Origin of the sequence: Tenacibaculum haliotis, assembly GCF_025215075.1 — a bacterium.
Taxonomy (GTDB): Bacteria; Bacteroidota; Bacteroidia; order Flavobacteriales; family Flavobacteriaceae; genus Polaribacter; species Polaribacter haliotis_B.
The window spans coordinates 161,005-179,291 of sequence record NZ_JAOBTH010000026.1; the positions used below are offsets into that span (position 1 = coordinate 161,005).

Annotated in this window: 16 protein-coding genes; 5 read left to right on the forward strand and 11 right to left on the reverse strand. The window is 31.2% G+C overall.

Features of this window, described 5'->3' with window-relative positions; genetic code table 11:
* Positions 1-25: 25 nt before the first annotated feature.
* Positions 26-1,300 carry a serine hydroxymethyltransferase gene (glyA, locus tag N2251_RS06850; protein ID WP_260586002.1) on the reverse strand — a complete coding sequence of 425 codons (1,275 nt, stop codon included), beginning with the start codon at positions 1,298-1,300 and terminating at the stop codon, positions 26-28.
* A 191-nt stretch (positions 1,301-1,491) separates the two neighbouring features.
* Between glyA and fahA the strand changes: the two genes are divergently transcribed.
* The gene (fahA, locus tag N2251_RS06855) at positions 1,492-2,775 is read left to right on the forward strand and encodes a fumarylacetoacetase (protein WP_260586003.1); all 1,284 of its coding nucleotides are present in this window, start codon (positions 1,492-1,494) and stop codon (positions 2,773-2,775) included.
* Positions 2,776-2,964: 189 nt separating this feature from the next.
* Here the strand turns inward: fahA and fabG are convergent, their stop codons facing one another.
* The 9 genes from fabG to N2251_RS06900 all read right to left on the reverse strand — a co-directional run bounded on the left by fabG (position 2,965) and on the right by N2251_RS06900 (position 13,924).
* Positions 2,965-3,711: a 3-oxoacyl-[acyl-carrier-protein] reductase gene (gene fabG, locus N2251_RS06860; RefSeq protein WP_260586004.1), complete on the reverse strand. Its 747-nt coding sequence runs from the start codon at positions 3,709-3,711 to the stop codon at positions 2,965-2,967.
* A 92-nt stretch (positions 3,712-3,803) separates the two neighbouring features.
* On the reverse strand, positions 3,804-6,773 hold the full coding sequence (locus N2251_RS06865) for a M16 family metallopeptidase (protein ID WP_260586005.1): 2,970 nt from the start codon (positions 6,771-6,773) through the stop codon (positions 3,804-3,806).
* A gap of 104 nt (positions 6,774-6,877) precedes the next feature.
* Positions 6,878-7,756, reverse strand: a complete 879-nt coding sequence (gene sucD / locus N2251_RS06870) for a succinate--CoA ligase subunit alpha (RefSeq protein ID WP_260586006.1) — start codon at positions 7,754-7,756, stop codon at positions 6,878-6,880.
* Between the two features lie 65 nt (positions 7,757-7,821).
* Positions 7,822-8,748 (reverse strand): UDP-3-O-(3-hydroxymyristoyl)glucosamine N-acyltransferase, encoded by a 927-nt coding sequence (locus N2251_RS06875; RefSeq protein WP_260586007.1) that lies wholly within the window; start codon positions 8,746-8,748, stop codon positions 7,822-7,824.
* A 36-nt stretch (positions 8,749-8,784) separates the two neighbouring features.
* Positions 8,785-9,351: an elongation factor P gene (gene efp / locus N2251_RS06880; RefSeq protein WP_260586008.1), complete on the reverse strand. Its 567-nt coding sequence runs from the start codon at positions 9,349-9,351 to the stop codon at positions 8,785-8,787.
* Between the two features lie 64 nt (positions 9,352-9,415).
* Entirely contained in the window at positions 9,416-10,201 is a 786-nt protein-coding gene (lpxA, locus tag N2251_RS06885; RefSeq protein WP_260586009.1) for an acyl-ACP--UDP-N-acetylglucosamine O-acyltransferase, read from the reverse strand.
* A gap of 4 nt (positions 10,202-10,205) precedes the next feature.
* On the reverse strand, positions 10,206-11,597 hold the full coding sequence (locus N2251_RS06890; protein WP_260586010.1) for a bifunctional UDP-3-O-[3-hydroxymyristoyl] N-acetylglucosamine deacetylase/3-hydroxyacyl-ACP dehydratase: 1,392 nt from the start codon (positions 11,595-11,597) through the stop codon (positions 10,206-10,208).
* A complete protein-coding gene (lpxD, locus tag N2251_RS06895) occupies positions 11,590-12,630 on the reverse strand; it encodes a UDP-3-O-(3-hydroxymyristoyl)glucosamine N-acyltransferase (protein ID WP_260586011.1) in 1,041 nt (346 codons plus the stop codon). Before lpxD ends, N2251_RS06890 begins: the two co-directional genes overlap by 8 nt.
* A 61-nt stretch (positions 12,631-12,691) precedes the next feature.
* Entirely contained in the window at positions 12,692-13,924 is a 1,233-nt protein-coding gene (locus N2251_RS06900) for an HD domain-containing protein (RefSeq protein ID WP_260586012.1), read from the reverse strand.
* A 150-nt stretch (positions 13,925-14,074) separates the two neighbouring features.
* On the opposite strand from N2251_RS06900, the gene porX reads away from it, so the two are divergent.
* Genes porX through N2251_RS06920 form a run of 4 tightly spaced genes read left to right on the forward strand, consistent with a single transcriptional unit; the run spans position 14,075 to position 17,687 of the window.
* Positions 14,075-15,622 carry a T9SS response regulator signal transducer PorX gene (gene porX / locus N2251_RS06905; protein WP_260586013.1) on the forward strand — a complete coding sequence of 516 codons (1,548 nt, stop codon included), beginning with the start codon at positions 14,075-14,077 and terminating at the stop codon, positions 15,620-15,622.
* A 38-nt stretch (positions 15,623-15,660) separates the two neighbouring features.
* Positions 15,661-16,074: a tRNA (adenosine(37)-N6)-threonylcarbamoyltransferase complex ATPase subunit type 1 TsaE gene (gene tsaE, locus N2251_RS06910; RefSeq protein WP_260586014.1), complete on the forward strand. Its 414-nt coding sequence runs from the start codon at positions 15,661-15,663 to the stop codon at positions 16,072-16,074.
* 5 nt (positions 16,075-16,079) lie between these two features.
* Entirely contained in the window at positions 16,080-17,276 is a 1,197-nt protein-coding gene (locus tag N2251_RS06915) for an alanine dehydrogenase (RefSeq protein WP_260586015.1), read from the forward strand.
* Positions 17,277-17,315: 39 nt separating this feature from the next.
* Complete coding sequence (locus tag N2251_RS06920; protein ID WP_260586016.1) at positions 17,316-17,687, forward strand: DUF4258 domain-containing protein; 372 nt, start codon at positions 17,316-17,318, stop codon at positions 17,685-17,687.
* On the opposite strand, the gene N2251_RS06925 is transcribed toward N2251_RS06920, so the two are convergent.
* Complete coding sequence (locus N2251_RS06925) at positions 17,684-18,277, reverse strand: YdeI/OmpD-associated family protein (protein ID WP_260586017.1); 594 nt, start codon at positions 18,275-18,277, stop codon at positions 17,684-17,686. The two genes, N2251_RS06920 and N2251_RS06925, sit on opposite strands and share 4 nt — an antisense overlap.
* Positions 18,278-18,287 lie beyond the last annotated feature (10 nt).

Consider the following 18,287-nt stretch of genomic DNA (forward strand, 5'->3'; position numbering starts at 1 on the left):
TTATATCTAATAACCACTTAGTGGTTTACATTACGAATAATCTTTTGTCATGCATTAAATCGTATACCTTCTCTCCTACTTGCTTTAAAACATCGTCGTTTCCAACATTCATTAACGCTTCGTCAATTAAATCTACAATAGTTTGCATATCTTCTTCAACCAAACCACGAGTAGTTACAGCAGCAGTACCTACACGAATACCAGAAGTTACAAACGGACTTTGAGTATCGAAAGGAACCATGTTTTTATTAACTGTAATATCTGCTTTCCCTAAAGTATCTTCCCCTTCTTTACCTGTAAGATTTTTATTACGTAAGTCAATTAGCATACAGTGATTGTCTGTTCCTCCAGAAATAATATCGTATCCTTTAGCAACAAAAGCTTTCGCCATAGCTGTTGCGTTTTCTTTTACCTGTAATTGATATTCTAAAAATTCATCAGTTAATGCCTCTCCAAAAGCAATTGCTTTTGCTGCAATAACATGTTCTAATGGTCCACCTTGATTTCCTGGGAAAACCGCAGAGTTTATCAAAGTTGACATTTTCTTTAATTTTCCTGATTTTAATTTTAATCCAAACGGATTTTCAAAATCTTTCCCAATCATAATCATTCCACCACGTGGTCCACGTAACGTTTTGTGCGTTGTTGTAGTAACAATATGACAATGTGGTAAAGGATCAGATAAAATTCCTTTTGCAATTAAACCTGCCGGATGCGAAATATCTGCCATTAAAATAGCACCAACACTATCAGCAATTTCTCTGAATTTTTCAAAATCCATATCACGAGAATATGCCGAAGCTCCTGCAATAATTAATTTTGGTTTATGTTCTTTTGCTTGCTGCTCTAAATGATTATAATCAATTTTTCCGGTTGCTTTATCTACACCATAAAAAACTGGATTGTATAATTTACCCGAAAAATTTACAGGAGATCCATGAGTTAAATGCCCTCCATGAGATAAATCAAAACCTAAAATAGTATCTCCAGGATTTAAACACGCTGCAAATACAGCGGTATTTGCTTGTGAACCAGAGTGTGGTTGCACATTTACATATTCAGCGCCAAATAATTCTTTAGCTCTATCAATTGCAATTTGCTCTACAATATCTACCACTTCACATCCACCGTAATAACGTTTACCGGGATATCCTTCAGCATATTTATTAGTTAAAATAGAACCTTGCGCTTGCATTACTTGTTCGCTCACAAAGTTTTCAGAAGCAATCAACTCTAAACCATTTAGCTGACGTTCTTTCTCTTCTTGAATTAAATCGAATATTTGATGATCTTTTTGCATCTTATGTGTTGTTAAATAAGTAACCAAAAGTACTAATTTTATTAATTAATTTTTATGCAATTCTTATCTTATTTTAAACAGAAATTAACTTCTTAATTATTTCTATAAAATTTATAAATTCTTATGCTGATATTGGTTTTAATTGAAAAAAATATGTAGGTTTGATTCTAAAATTAAACACAACTACTTCGATGAAAATAACTGCAAATAATCCTAATAGAAAATCTTGGTTAAATGTTGAAAAAAACTCTGATTTTCCTATTCAAAATATTCCTTTCGGAGTATTCATTACGAAAGATGATATTATAACAATTGGTACAAGAATTGGTGATTTTGCTATTGATTTAGGTGCTTTACATCAACTAGGTTACTTTGAAGGTATCCCTTTAACAGATGATATTTTTTTACAAGATACCTTAAATGATTTTATTGCTGACGGACGTAAAACTTGGCGTTTAGTTCGTAATAGAATTGCGGATATTTTTGATGTTACTAATGGTAAATTACGTGACAATGCCGAACATAAAGCCGAAGTAATCTTTAGAATGGATGAAGTTGAAATGCAGCTTCCTGTTTCTGTTGGTGATTATACCGATTTTTATGCAAGTAAAGAACATGCAACCAATGTTGGTTCTTTATTTAGAGATCCTGAAAATGCATTGTTACCAAACTGGTTGCACATTCCTATTGGGTACCATGGTAGAAGTTCTTCTATCATTCCATCAGGAACACCAGTACGTCGTCCTGTTGGACAACAACGTCCTAGTGAAGGAAGTACAACGCCTAACTTTGGACCTTCAAAATTATTAGATTTTGAATTAGAAATGGCTTTTATTACAACTGTAGCTAATGATTTAGGAGATAGAATTCCGATTGAAGATGCAGATGAATATATTTTTGGATTAGTTTTATTTAATGATTGGTCTGCTCGTGATATTCAAGCTTGGGAATATGTGCCTTTAGGACCTTTCTTAGGTAAAAACTTTGCCTCTACAATTTCACCATGGATTGTTACTTTAGATGCTTTAGAGCCTTTTAGAGTTGATAACCCAAAGCAAGTACATGAACCTTTACCTTATCTTAAGAAAGAAGGTAAAGATAGTTTAGATATTAATTTACAAATGGCTATTCAACCAGAAGGTAAAGAAGAAACTGTAGTTTGTAATTCGAACTTTAAGTACATGTATTGGACTATGGCGCAACAATTAGCGCATCATACCGTAAACGGATGTCCTATTAATGCTGGAGATATGATGGGTTCTGGTACTATTTCTGGACCTACAAAAGATAGTTTTGGTTCGATGTTAGAATTAACTTGGAGAGGTCAAAACCCAATAAAAATGAATGATGGTTCTGAGCGTAAATTCATCAACGACCACGATACTGTTATTATGAGAGGATATTCTCAAAATGATGATGTTCGTATCGGATTTGGAGAATGTACTGGTAAAATTTTACCTGCCACTGAATTATAAAATCTATTTTTGATCTTAAATAAATTAGGCCTGAATAATTATTTTATTATTCAGGCTTTTTTATATAGCTACCAAAAAACATTTTGGCTTTTTAATAAATCCTGCCTTCTGAAATAAAGCTCATAAAAACGCTAAAAACAAAAAAGCAGCAATTTAAAATTGCTGCTTTTTTGTTTTTATATGTATATCTTAAGTTAACATTCCACCATCTACAGATAATGTTTGTCCTGTAATATATGCACTCATATCAGAAGCTAAAAACACACAAGCATTTGCAATATCTCCTGGAGTTCCTCCTCTTTTTAAAGGAATTTCATTACGCCATCCTTCCACTACTTTTTCATCTAATTTTGCGGTCATTTCTGTTTCAATAAATCCAGGAGCAACTACGTTACTTCTAATATTTCTTGAACCTAACTCTAATGCTACTGATTTAGAAAACCCTAAAATACCAGCTTTTGATGCTGCGTAATTAGCCTGACCTGCATTTCCTTTTAATCCAACAACAGAACTCATGTTTATAATAGATCCTTTACGTTGTTTCATCATTGGGCGAATAACAGCTTTTGTTAAGTTGAAAACCGATTTTAAATTCACTTCAATTACTTTATCAAAATCATCTTCAGAAATACGCATTAACAAATTATCTTTTGTAATACCAGCATTGTTTATCAATACATCAATACTTCCAAATTCTGTATGTACTTCTTTCGCTAATTCCTGAGCTGCATCAAAATCTGCTGCGTTTGACTGATATCCTTTCGCTTTTACACCTAAATCTGTCAATTCTTTTTCTAATGCATTTGCCGCATCAACTGAAGAACTGTATGTAAAAGCAATATTTGCACCTTGTTTTGCAAATTCTAAAGCTATTCCTCTACCGATTCCTCTAGAAGCTCCGGTTATAATAGCTGTTTTATTTTCTAATAATTTCATTATCTAGTTGTTTTGATAGATCAAATATAAAAATAAAAATCCTGCTAAAGAATACTCTTTAGCAGGATTTTAAATAGTTATAAATTATTTTATTAAGATTTTATCTTTTTCTCATTTACATAATTAAATAAATAGTCGATATCTAGCTCTTTAATTTTACCTAATTTCTGCAAAGACTCAACATTTAAGTCTTTTTTATTACCAATTACCATTACGTTATAAGATTCACCTTTTACATTTTTATCAAAAAATGCTTTTAAATCTTCCATTTTCATGTTCTTAATGGTATTGTACATTGCTTCTCTATGGTCATTGTCAATTCCACGTTTTTTTAAACCTTCATAAGTCCAAAAAATGTTTGATTTAGTAATACGTTGCGCTGCTAACTTTTTTAATGTAGATTCTTTTGCTGCATTAAATTGCTTTTCAGCCTCTGGCATGTTGTTCATTAAATCCATCATAGCATCTACAGCTTGCTCTAATTTATTAGCTTGTGTACCAACATATGCCATAACATAATTAGAATCTCCTTTTTTAGAAGCGTTACTATACGATGCAAATGCAGAGTATGCTAAAGATTTAGATTCTCTAATTTCTTGAAAAACGATTGATGATAATCCGCTACCAAAATAGGTATTAAACAATGTTGATGCTGCTAAATTCTCAGCTTTAAAAGGTGCTCCTTTTGCTAAAAACATTAACTCAGTTTGCACCATATCATAATCTGTAAAGAAAACATTTCCACCAGTTTCAGTTTCTTTGTATTCTTTTGCTACTGGATACTCTTTTAATTCACCATATAATTTATGGTTTTTATTTAAAGAAGCTACCGCTGCATTTACATCTTTACCATAATAGAAAATACGTTGCTTATAGTTTTTCATATCTTTAACTATTGCAACTAATTCCTCAGGGTTTATAGCTTTTAACTCATCAACTTGCATGATGTCTCTTAATCTAGAGTTTTCACCATACTTACCATAGTTCATTAAACCTGTAAATAAAATATTCCCTTTTTGAGTTTTTCCATTTTCACGACCTTTCTGAATTTTTGCTACATATTTATCATATGCTTCAGGATCTGCTTTTGCATTGTCCCATAAATGTTCTAATAACTCTAACCCTTTAGATAAGTTTTCTTTTAAACCATTTAAACCTACATATGTTTTATCGTTACCTGCACTTACGTAATAAGAAATACCTAATTTATAAAACTCTTTTTTAATTTCTTCATTCGTATATTTATCAGTACCAACATATTCTAAATATCCTGCAGCTAAAGATAATTTCTTATCATTATCACTACCCATATCAAAAATAATATTCATGTCAAATAAATCATTATTTTCATTTTCTACATAAGAAACTTTAATTCCGTTTTCAGTTGTAGTTTCTTTAATTGCAGTCTTATAATCTACAAATTTAGGTTGTAATGGTGCTGATTTAATTTTATTAAATTCGGTGATAAATTCAGAACTCTTCCCTCTATTTAAATTTACTGGTGTAATTCCTGGATTAGAAACTTTTACAATATTTTCATCTTCTCCTTTACGCTTATAAGTTACCACGTAATTATTTTGATAAAATTTATTTGCAAAATCAACCAATTCTTGTTTAGATATTTTTTTTAAATCATCTAAAAAGCGCACTTTATTATCCCAATTTTCATGGTGAATAAATGCATTAAAATAAGCAGAAGCTAAAGCAGTGTTGTTTTCATACTGACGTGTTTGACTTAATTTTAAATCATTTACAACAGCATCAATCATCCATTCATCAAATTCTCCCTTCTTTAATTTTTTAATTTGCGCTAATAATAAGTCTTTAACTTCATCTAAAGTTTGACCAGATTTAGGTGCACCTGAAAAAGAGTGATATCCGTAATCATTTAAAAATGTTGGAGAACAACCAGCATATTGTACAGCTTGTTTTTGATTTAAATTTAAATCGATTAAACCAGCATTACCGTTTGCCATAATCATATCACAAAGTGTTACAAACTTCTCATCTTCAGTATTTACACCACCAGAACGGTATGCTATAGAAATACTTTCTGATGTTGGTCCGAAAACTTCGCTCATAATAGGAGTTGTAATCGCTTCTTCTTTTGGTAATGTTGGGTGTGTTAATTCTTTCTTTTCGAATTTACCAAAAGTAGCGTCAATTTGTTTCATGGTTGCATCAAAATCTAAATCACCTACTAAAACAATTGCCATATTATTTGGCACATAGTATTTGTTAAAATAGTTATGAATATCAACCATTGATGGATTTTTTAAATGTGCAGCTGTACCAATAGTAGATTGTTGCCCATATGGATGTTTAGGAAATAAATCTTTTAACATCATTGCATAACGCTTTCTTCCATCGTTATCCTGCCCTCTATTAAACTCTTCAAAAACAGCTTCTAATTCTGTATGAAATAAACGTAATACTAACGTACTAAAACGCTCAGATTCTAAGTTTAACCATTTGTTTAATTCGTTTGCAGGTATTTTATTTTTGTATACCGTTTCTTCAAACCAAGTGTGTGCATTGGTACCTGTAGCACCTAAAGAATTTACAATTTTTTTATATTCACCCGAAGAACCATGTTTAGAAGCTTCTAAAGAAACTCTATCAATTTCTTTATATATAATTAACTTTTTATCTGCATCTTTTTCTGCTCTGTGTTTTTCATATAAATTAGAAATAGTATCTAAATAGTTTTTTTCTTTCTCCCAATCAAGAGCTCCTATTTTATCAGTCCCTTTAAAAACCATGTGCTCCAAATAATGTGCTAATCCTGTTGATTCTTTAGGATCGTAATTAGAACCTGCACGAACAGCAATATAGGTTTGAATTTTAGGCTCATCCGTATTTTTACTTAAATATACTTTTAAACCATTGTTTAAAGTATATAAACGTAATCCTGTTGGATCATTTGTAACCGTTTCGTAATTGTAACCGCTAGCATCTGACTGTTGCTCGGTTTTAACTTCTTTTTCTGAAGTTTTTGTTTGCTTACATCCTATTGCGATAGTAAGTAACATACTAATGAATAGCAATTTAATTGTTTTCATGAAGGTTTATTTTTTTATTAAATGTAAAAATCCGTTGAATTTACAAATTCAACGGATTAAAAAATAATATATTATGAAAATTTAACAGTTTTTATACTGATAAATTATTTAGATAACACTTTTGCTACCATTTCACCAATCTTAGCTGGAGATTCAACAACGTGAACTCCGTTTTCTGCTAAAATTTTCATTTTTGCTTGAGCAGTATCATCATCACCACCTACAATTGCACCTGCATGCCCCATTGTTCTACCAGCTGGTGCAGTTTGTCCTGCGATAAAACCAATAACTGGCTTACGGTTACCGTCAGCTTTAATCCAACGAGCAGCTTCTGCTTCTAAGTTTCCACCGATTTCACCAATCATAACGATTGCTTCAGTTTCTTCATCGTTCATTAATAACTCAACAGCTTCTTTTGTTGTAGTTCCAATAATTGGATCTCCACCAATACCAATTGCTGTAGTAATACCAAATCCTTGTTTTACAACCTGATCAGCAGCTTCATATGTTAACGTTCCTGATTTAGAAACGATACCTACTTTACCTTTTTTGAAGATAAAACCTGGCATAATACCAACTTTAGCTTCATCTGGAGTAATAACTCCTGGACAGTTAGGACCAACTAAAGTACAACCTTCTAATTGATCGATATAAGATTTAACTTTTACCATATCAGCAGTAGGAATTCCTTCAGTAATACAAATAATTACTTTAATTCCTGCTTCAGCAGACTCCATAATAGCATCAGCAGCAAATGCTGGTGGTACAAAAATAATAGAGGTATCTGCTCCTACTTTTTGCACAGCTTCATCAACTGTATTAAAAACTGGTTTACCGATATGCTCTTGACCTCCTTTACCTGGTGTTACACCTCCTACGACATTTGTACCGTAATCGATCATTTGACCAGCGTGAAAAGTACCTTCACTACCTGTAAATCCTTGAACTATAATTTTTGAATCTTTATTTACTAAAACACTCATTGGTATATTTTTATTTAATTTTAAGCTTCACAAAAATAGTTTTTTGTAATCGATTTGTAAAGCTTTTATTTCTTTTTTTGTTCTCTAAGCAGATGTTTAATTCCTGCTAACTCTTTTAACTTTTCTCTTGATTCTGAAATTGGTGTACCAAAATACGATTTTCCTCCTGCTACAGATTTTGTTACGCCTGTTTGTCCGAGTATTACAGCGCCTTTTCCTATTGTAATTCCGCTATTGGTTCCTACTTGTCCCCAAATTGTTACTTCATCTTCAATAATAACACAACCTGCAATACCTGTTTGAGATGCGATTAAACATTTTTTACCAATAACCGTATCATGACCAACATGTACTTGATTATCTATTTTTGTTCCTGCACCAATTGTCGTATCACCTGTTACACCTTTATCAATAGTACAAGAAGCACCTAAATCTACATTATCTTTTAGCACAACCCTTCCTCCTGAAATTAATTTATCAAATCCTTCGGGTCTGTTTTTATAATAAAAAGCATCAGCTCCTAAAACAGTATTGGCATGAATAGTTACATTATTACCAATAACCGAATTGGTATAAATAGTAACATTTGGATGAATAACACAGTTTTTTCCGATAGTAACATTATCTCCAACAAAAACATTTGGTTGAATGATTGTTCCTTCTCCTATAATGGCTGTGTTAGAAATACTTGCTTTTGATGCTATAAACGGATTAAAATGTTTGGTAATTTCATTGAAATCACGAAAAGGATCATCTGAAATCAATAAAGATTTTCCTTCAGGACAAGCTACTTCTTTGTTGATTAAAATAGTGGTTGCCGCCGAGTTTAATGCTTTATCATAATATTTTGGATGATCTACAAAAACAATATCACCATGTTCTACAACATGAATTTCATTAATTCCTTTTACAGGAAAATTTTTATCACCTACAAACTCAACCTTTAATAAGGTTGCTATTTGTTCTAAGGTTTGTGTTTGTTTAAATTTCATTATAAAAAAGAAATTCCCGCTAAAGCGGGAATTGTTTTATTCTTTAACTCTTTCCTGATAAGTTCCTTTGGTAGTTTCTACCTTAATTTTATCTCCTTCATTAATAAACAAAGGTACATTTACAATTGCTCCAGATTCCATCGTTGCAGGTTTTGTAGCATTTGTTGCTGTGTTTCCTTTCACTCCAGGTTCTGTATGTGTAACCTCTAAAATTACACTTGCTGGCATATCTACAGATAAAGGCATATCATCTTCAGAATTAATGATAATAGTTACCACTTCACCTTCTTTCATTAAATCAGGTGAATCTAAAGCACTTTTCTCTAATGTAATTTGAGAATAATCAACTTGATTCATAAAATGAAACGTTTCACCTTCTCTGTATAAATATTGAAACTTATGCGTTTCAACTCTAACATCATCAATTTTTCTTCCTGAAGGAAATGTATTATCAACTACTTTACCGTTAGTTACACTTTTTAATTTTGTTCTCACAAAAGCAGGTCCTTTTCCTGGTTTTACATGTAAAAATTCAACAACTTTATAAATATCGTTGTTGTATCTCATGCATAATCCGTTTTTAATATCTGATGTTGTAGCCATTCTTTAATTTATTTTTATGTTGAAATAATTATTTATCAATTTTTCAACTATTTAATTTTTATGCTTAATTTGATTTAAAATATCCTTTCATAATACCACGATGCGAATCTTTTATAAACTGTATAATTTCATCACGTTCAGAAGTTGCTCCCATTTCTGCTTCTATAATATCAATCGCTTGTGAATAATTATAGTTTTGTTGGAATAATATTCTGTATATATCCTGAATCTCTCTTATTTTCTCAATTGCATAGCCTCTTCTTCGTAAACCTACCGAATTAATACCTACGTATGATAATGGTTCACGAGCTGCTTTTACATATGGCGGAACATCTTTACGAACCAAAGATCCTCCTGTTACAAATGCATGACTACCTACTGAAGCAAATTGATGAACAGCAACCATACCTGCTAATACTACATTATCGCCAATAGTAACATGACCTGCTAAAGTAGTATTATTAGAAAAAATACAATTCTTACCAACAAAACAATCGTGTGCAATATGACAATATGCCATTATTAAACAATTGTCTCCAATAACAGTTTTCATTCTGTCAGAAGTACCTCTATTTATAGTAACACATTCTCTTATAGTAACATTATCACCAATTACAACAGTTGTTTCCTCATCATCAAATTTTAAATCTTGAGGAATTGCTGAAATTACTGCTCCTGGAAAAATTCTACAATTTTTACCGATACGAGCTCCTTCCATAATTGTTACGTTAGAACCTATCCAAGTTCCTGAACCAATTTCAACATTAGAATGTATGGTTGTAAAAGGCTCTATTACTACATTTCTAGCAATTTTAGCTTGTGGATGTACGTATGCAAGTGGTTGATTCATAAAACTATTGTTTTTTTGCTATTTGTGCCATTAATTCTGCTTCTGCCACTACCTTTCCGTTTGCATAAGCATAAGCCTGCATATGACAAATACCTCTTCTAATAGGTGTTATCAACTCACATTTAAAAGTTAATGTATCACCTGGTAATACTTTTTGCTTAAATTTAACTTTATCCATTTTCATGAAATAAGTTAAGTAATTTTCAGGATCTGGTACCGTATTTAAGACCAAAACCCCACCACATTGCGCCATTGCCTCTACTTGTAAAACCCCTGGCATTACTGGTGCTCCAGGAAAGTGACCTGTAAAAAAAGGCTCATTCATAGTAACATTTTTCATACCAACAACATGCGTGTCTGACAATTCTAAAATGCGATCTATCAATAAAAATGGAGGCCTGTGAGGTAGTATGTCCATTATTTGGTGAATATCCATTAATGGCGGAAGATCTAAATCATATTTAGGAACGTTATTACGTTTCTCTAATTTAATAATTTTAGCCAGTTTTTTAGCAAATAATGTATTCACTAAATGTCCTGGTTTATTAGCTATAACTTTACCTCTTATACGAGTACCAACTAATGCCAAATCACCAATTACATCTAATAATTTATGACGTGCAGCTTCGTTTGCCCAATGTAATTCTAGGTTATCTAAAATTCCGTTAGACTGTATTTTAATATCTTCTTTATTAAAAGCTTTCTTTAATTTTTCAGTTGTGCTTGCTGATAATTCTTTATCAACATATACAATTGCATTATTTAAATCACCTCCTTTAATAAGATTATGCTCTAATAACATTTCTATTTCATGTAAAAAACTAAAAGTTCTTGCTGCTGAAATATGCTCTTTAAAGTCAGAAATTTTATCTAATGTTGCATTTTGAGTTCCTAAAATTTTAGTTCCAAAATCAACCATTGTAGTAACTTGATATTCATCCGAAGGCATTAAGATAATTTCACTCCCCGTAACTTCATCTTTATATGTTATAATTTCTTTTACAACATATTCTACAATGTCAGCATCTTGCTCTACAATTCCTGCTTCTTCTAACGCTTTAATAAAAAACTTTGAAGAACCGTCCATAATAGGTGGTTCAGATGCATTAATTTCTATAATTAAATTATCAATATCTAAACCTACAGCAGCTGCTAAAACGTGCTCTGATGTTTGAATTTGTACACCTTTGTTCTCAATATTTGTTCCTCTTTGAGTATTGGTTACAAATTCTGCCTTTGCCTGTATTATAGGTGAACCTTCTAAATCAACTCTTACAAATGCAAATCCGTGATTTATTGGAGCTGGTTTAAATACCATTGTTACTTCATTACCTGTATGCAATCCTACACCAGATAATGTAATTTCGTTTTGTATTGTTCTTTGTTGCTTACTCATTTTCTATTTTTTGAGCATTTAACTCTTTTTCAATTTTATATACTGTTGATGCTAGCTTTGGTAAGTTTTTAAAATTAACGTATGATTTACTATAATCTGAATATCCAAAAGCTGGTGTTCCTTGAACTACATCATTATCTTTTATACTTTTACCTATTCCTGATTGTGCTTGTATTCGTACATTATTACCTATTGTAATATGCCCAACAATACCTACTTGGCCACCAATCATACAACTCTCACCAACTCTTGTTGAACCTGCAATACCTGTTTGTGATGCTATTACGGTATTTTTCCCTATTTCTACATTATGAGCAACCTGTATCTGATTGTCTAACTTCACTCCTTTTCTAATAATTGTTGATCCTAATGTAGCTCTATCTATTGTTGAATTTGCTCCGATATCAACATTATCTTCAATAATAACATTTCCAATTTGAGGTATCGTTGTATATTCTCCGCTTTCTGTAGGTGCAAATCCAAATCCGTCAGAACCAATAACACTTCCTGAATGAATTTTACAATTCGATCCTATTATTGTTTCTGAATAAATTTTTACTCCTGCAAAAATAGTCGTGTTATCTCCTATTTTAGTATTGTCTCCAATATACGAATTCGGGTAAATTTTCACATTCTCTCCTAAAACAACATTTTCTCCAATATAAGCAAAGGCTCCAATGTATTCATTTTCTCCTACAGATGCAGAATCAGCTATGAAATGCGGATTTTCTCTACCTTGTTTGTTGTTTTTTACTTCATTGTAAAACTCTAATAATTTAGAAAATGAAGCATAAGCATCATCAACCTTAATTAAGGTTGTAGTTATTTCGCTTTCTAATTCAAAGTTTTTGTTTACTATTGCAATACTTGCATTAGTAGTATATATGTATGAATTATATTTAGGATTAGATAAAAAAGTAAGAGAACCTTCTGTACCTTCTTCTATCTTTGAAAGTTTAGATACTTCTGCATTAGAATCACCTACAATTTCTCCTTCTAAAATATCTGCTATTTGTTCTGCTGTAAATTTCATTGAATGCAAAAGTAATTATTTTTGTTTAATTACCTCTTGTTAGAATTACTTAACAATTAAATTAAACTATTTTTTTAGGGTAACACAAATAATATTTTATAACTGGTTTAGATAATGCTTTCAAATTTAATTGATCTGAAGCCTTTGCTATATCTTCTAACTCTCCCTTTTTTGTATAAATTTTAATTGGTTTATTTGTGTTATATGCCTGATGTTTAATGCTGTTTGATAAAACAAAATAATTTAACTCCTCTTTTTTTATAGTATTCTCTACTGAAGTTTTTTTATAAATTTCATTTTTATAAAACTCCGTAAAAGGTTCATCCTGAATTTCAATCTTTAAAAGGTTTCTATGGATAATCATTTTTGCCAAAGAAGAAAGTACAAAATCTTCATGATGTATCCATTCTTTTATTGCTGACATTACATCATAATCATCTAGTTCAGAAAATGTTTTTAAGGTATCGTCTGTAAAATTATTTTCAGTAATGGGGTTGTATAGAAAATATTTTAATGCCTTTCCTGCTGGTAAAGCAACGCCTTTTTGCGCTAGTTCTTTTGCTCTTTTTAATACATTAACCAACGTGTTTTCGGCAACCAAACCTGTTTTATGCAAGTAAACTTGCCAATACATTAAACGACGCGCAATAATAAATTTTTCGACAGAATAAATTCCTTTTTGTTCAATTACTAATTCATCATTTACAACATTCATCATCGCTATTAAACGATCTGACGAAATATTACCTTCGGTAACACCTGTGTAAAAACTATCTCTTTTTAAGTAATCTAACCGATCAATATCCAATTGACTTGATATTAATTGATATAAAAATTCTCTGTGATATTTTCCTTCAAAAATTTGGATAGCTAAACTTAATTGCCCGCCAAATTCATCATTTAAAGCACGCATAAATTTTAATGAAATCTCCTCATGTGAAACTCCATTTACAATACTATGTTCTAATGCATGAGAAAAAGCTCCATGCCCAATATCATGCAATAAAATTGCAACATACAATGCATTTGCTTCTTCATCAGAAATAACCACATTTTTATTTCTTAAAACATAAACCGCTTTTTGCATTAAATGCATACAACCAATTGCATGATGAAAACGGGTGTGATTAGCACCAGGATACACCATATTAGACAATCCCATTTGTGCAACCCTTCTTAATCTTTGAAAATATGGATGCTCTATAATATCAAATATTAAAGAATTCGGGATGGTTATAAATCCGTAAATAGGATCATTTATAATCTTTAATTTATTCGTTTTTTGATTGTTCAAAATGTATAAATACTTCAATTCTAAACAAAATAATCATAATTTATCTACAAAACCAAATTAACAAAAGCTTTATTAACGTATTTTTAGCTTTTAGAGATACAACAAATACATTTTTGAACGTTATTTTTAGTGTAAACACGTGAAATTAATATGAGAAATATAGATATACTTTGGGTTGATGATGAAATAGATTTATTAAAACCACACATTTTATTTTTAGAAAAGAAAAATTATGTCGTAACTACCTCTACAAATGGTGCTGATGCAATAGATTTAGTTACTGAACAAAATTTCGATATTGTCTTTTTAGATGAAAACATGCCCGGAATTACTGGTTTAGAAACCCTGGCTGCTATCAAACAAAAAAATGCAAATCTTCCTGTGGTAATGATTACCAAAAGTGAAGAAGAATATATAATGGAAGAAGCTATTGGATCTAAAATAGCCGATTATTTAATAAAACCTGTAAACCCAAATCAAATATTATTAAGTTTAAAGAAAAACTTAGATCATTCTCGTTTAATTTCTGAAAAAACCACGGCTAATTATCAACAAGAATTTAGGAAAATAGCAATGGATTTAGCCATGGTAAATTCGTATGAAGAATGGGCTGACTTATATAAAAAACTTGTGCATTGGGAATTAGAGTTAGAAAATATTAATGATACGGGAATGTTAGAGATTTTAGAATCTCAAAAATCCGAAGCAAATTCTCAGTTTTATAAATTCATCAAAAAAAACTATCAAAAATGGCTTACTAGTGATGATAAACCTACTTTTTCGCACACTCTATTTAAAGATTATGTAGTTCCTACGCTATCAAAAGAGCAAGGAGTTTTATTGGTGGTTATTGATAACCTTCGTTACGATCAATATCGTGTTTTAGAGCCTTTTATCAATAATTATTATAAAAAAGAAGAGGAACATTCTTATTATAGTATTTTACCTACTGCAACACAATATGCTCGAAATGCTATTTTTTCTGGATTAATGCCTTTAGAAATGGAAAAAAAACATCCTGATTTTTGGAGAAATGATACAGATGAAGGTGGAAAAAATTTATTTGAAACCGATTTTTTAGATGCTCAAATAAAAAGATTAAAATTAAACATTAAACACGAATATTATAAAATAGTTTCACTTAAAAGTGGTAAAGAATTAGCCGATAATTATAACGGTACAAAGCAAAACGATTTAACAGTAGTGGTTTATAATTTTGTTGATATGTTATCGCATGCTAAAACCGAAATGGAAGTTATTAAAGAGCTTGCTGGTGATGACAAGGCATATAGATCATTATCTGTTAGTTGGTTTAAAAATTCGCCTTTATATGATATTATTAAGAAAGCACAAAAACTGGGACAAAAATTGATTATTACTACCGATCATGGTACTATTAATGCTAAAAACCCAACAAAAGTAGTTGGCGACAAAAATATCAGTTCTAATTTACGTTACAAAACTGGTAGAAGTTTAAGTTATGAAGATAAAGATGTGTTTGCTGTTAAAAATCCAAAGGATATATTTCTACCTAGTATTGCTATAAATAGTCCATTTATTTTTGCAAAAGAAGATTTGTTTTTTGCGTATCCTAACAACTATAATCATTTTGTAAAATATTATAAAAACACGTATCAACATGGCGGTGTATCGCTAGAAGAAGTTATTATTCCATGCGCTGTTTATAGTCCGAAATAATTTCATAAACATATTATAGTTTTCTATTTTTGCTTTCTATGAACAAAAATTATTCTTTAGACGAATTAACACAAATAGCTGAAGACATTGTTAAAAATGCTCAGAATAAAGTATTGCTTTTTTATGGCGATATGGGTGTTGGAAAAACAACTTTAATCAAAGAAATTTGCAAAGTTTTGGGTGTTGAAGATGTAGCGCACTCACCTACTTTTTCTTTGGTAAATGAGTATCAAACAACCAATAGTGATATTGTTTATCATTTTGATTTTTATCGAATCGAACATGAAGAAGAAGCTTACGATATGGGCGTTGAAGATTATTTATATAGCAATAATTGGTGCTTAATTGAATGGCCCGAAAATGTTAAAAATTTACTACCTTTAGATGCTGTTGCTGTAAAAATTAATCTTTTAGAGAACGGTCAACGTAATATTCAACTAACAAACAACTAGTTATAATGAGTTCTATTTCGCCTTTTACCAAAGAGCAATTAATGCCACAACCTGAAATGCTTGAAATAAAAAGACAAAAAGGCGAATTATTTATCGGTTTACCTAAAGAAACTCATTTTGAAGAAAAACGTATTAGTTTATCTCCCGATGCTGTTTCTGCCTTGGTTGAAAATGGCCATAGAGTGGTTGTTGAAACAGGTGCAGGTGATGGTGCTAATTATAGTGATAAAGAATATTCTGATGCAGGTGCAAAAATAGCCTACAATACCAAAGAAGCTTTTGGGTGTACCATTGTTTTAAAAGTTGCACCACCTTCTTTAGATGAAATTAAAATGTTAAATCCGCAAACAGTTTTAATATCAGCATTACAACTAAAAACTCAGGATAAAAAGTATTTCGAAGCATTGGCAAGAAAACGAATTACTGCCGTTGCTTTTGATTATATAAAAGATGAACACGGAGTATACCCAATTGTAAAATCATTAAGTGAAATTGCAGGAATTGCTTCTATGCATATCGCAGCCGAATTAATGACAACATCTAACGGCGGTAATGGATTATTACTTGGTAATATTGGTGGTGTGCCCCCAAGTGATGTGGTAATATTAGGCGCGGGTACTGTTGGTGAGTTCGCTGCACGTTCTGCCATCGGATTAGGAGCTCGTGTAAAGGTTTTTGACAATTCGATTACCAAACTAAGAAAACTACAACACTGCGTGCAATCGCCTATATACACCTCTACTGTTCAGCCCAAAACATTAACAAAAGCCTTAATGCGCTGTGATGTTGTTATCGGGGCTATTAGAGGTAAAGATCGTTCTCCTGTAATTGTTACAGAAGGCATGATTGAACAAATGAAAGATGGTGCTGTTATTGTTGATGTGAGTATTGATCGTGGTGGATGTTTCGAAACTTCTAAAGTTACCACACATAGCAAACCTACTTTTACAGAACACGGTGTAATTCATTATTGTGTACCAAACATTCCTTCGCGATATGCACGTACTGCTTCCGTTTCTATTAGTAATATATTTACTCCATACCTATTGAATATTGCAGAAGAAGGCGGATTTGAAAATGCGGCGCGTTTTGATAGAAGCCTGCGTAACGGAATGTATTTTTACCACGGAATTCTAACAAACAAAACGGTGGCTGATTGGTTTGACTTACCTTATAGAGATATAAATTTATTGATTTTATAAGCTGTTTTTTACTTACTTTTGCCATCACAAAATTTCACTATGCAGTTTTTAAAACGTTTTGGGTATTATGCAATCGGATTAGGTTTCGGTTCTTTAATTGTATTATTTATATGGAAAGGTAAAGATGTTTCTTTTGATTACGGAATGGATGCGCGTACCTTAAAAACAATTAGAGTTAGAGAAAGGTTATTTTCTGATACTGCTAAACAAGTTTTAACAAATTCGGCTATTGATACTGCAACGGTATCTGCAATTTTAAATAATGGCGATGTTGATTTCGGAAAAAGTAAACCCCGTATAAAACCTTGTCCTGAATATTTTATTACAGGAAAAGACAGTTTAAAACATATCGATTTATATGTTGTTAGATGTGATTCTACCACAACTATTGATAAAATTATTATTAACTAGCAATTTTTATACTTATCGTAAAGTCCTATTCCTTTTGTAATCATCGGGATAATTTTTTGCACTCTTTTATACTTGGTTGCTTCTCTTTTTGCTTCAGAAATATAATTAGCGTATTCTCTTTTTTTACTGAGTGAAAACTGAGTAAAACTTTCTCTTAAAGCTTCATTACTATCTAATTCAGATTGTAGTTCCGTTGGAGTTATTAAAGGTTCTATGTTTTTAACAGGTTTTAATTCTTTTCCGTTTTCAGAATTCTGAATAGCTTCTAAAATATATTCTCTAACTAAAACGATATCAATATCATTTAATGCATAAAATCGCCATTGGCGCATTGCATGTGTTTTTTCTTCTTGAGCATTTTGCAACTTTTTTTTATCATCATTTAAAAATATTCCTTGAAAAAACCAAAGTCCGCAGTAATTTTTAAATGCAGATAACCCCACGATGTTTTTATTATTGTAAACATAAACTGGCGCTCCCCATTTTATAGTTTCTTCTAAAGGAAGTTCTAATAAAACAGAACGCAAGAGCTTTAACTCTTGCGTCCATTTATTCTTTGTAGTAATATAATCTAATACTTTTGCGTTCATTAACGAATTA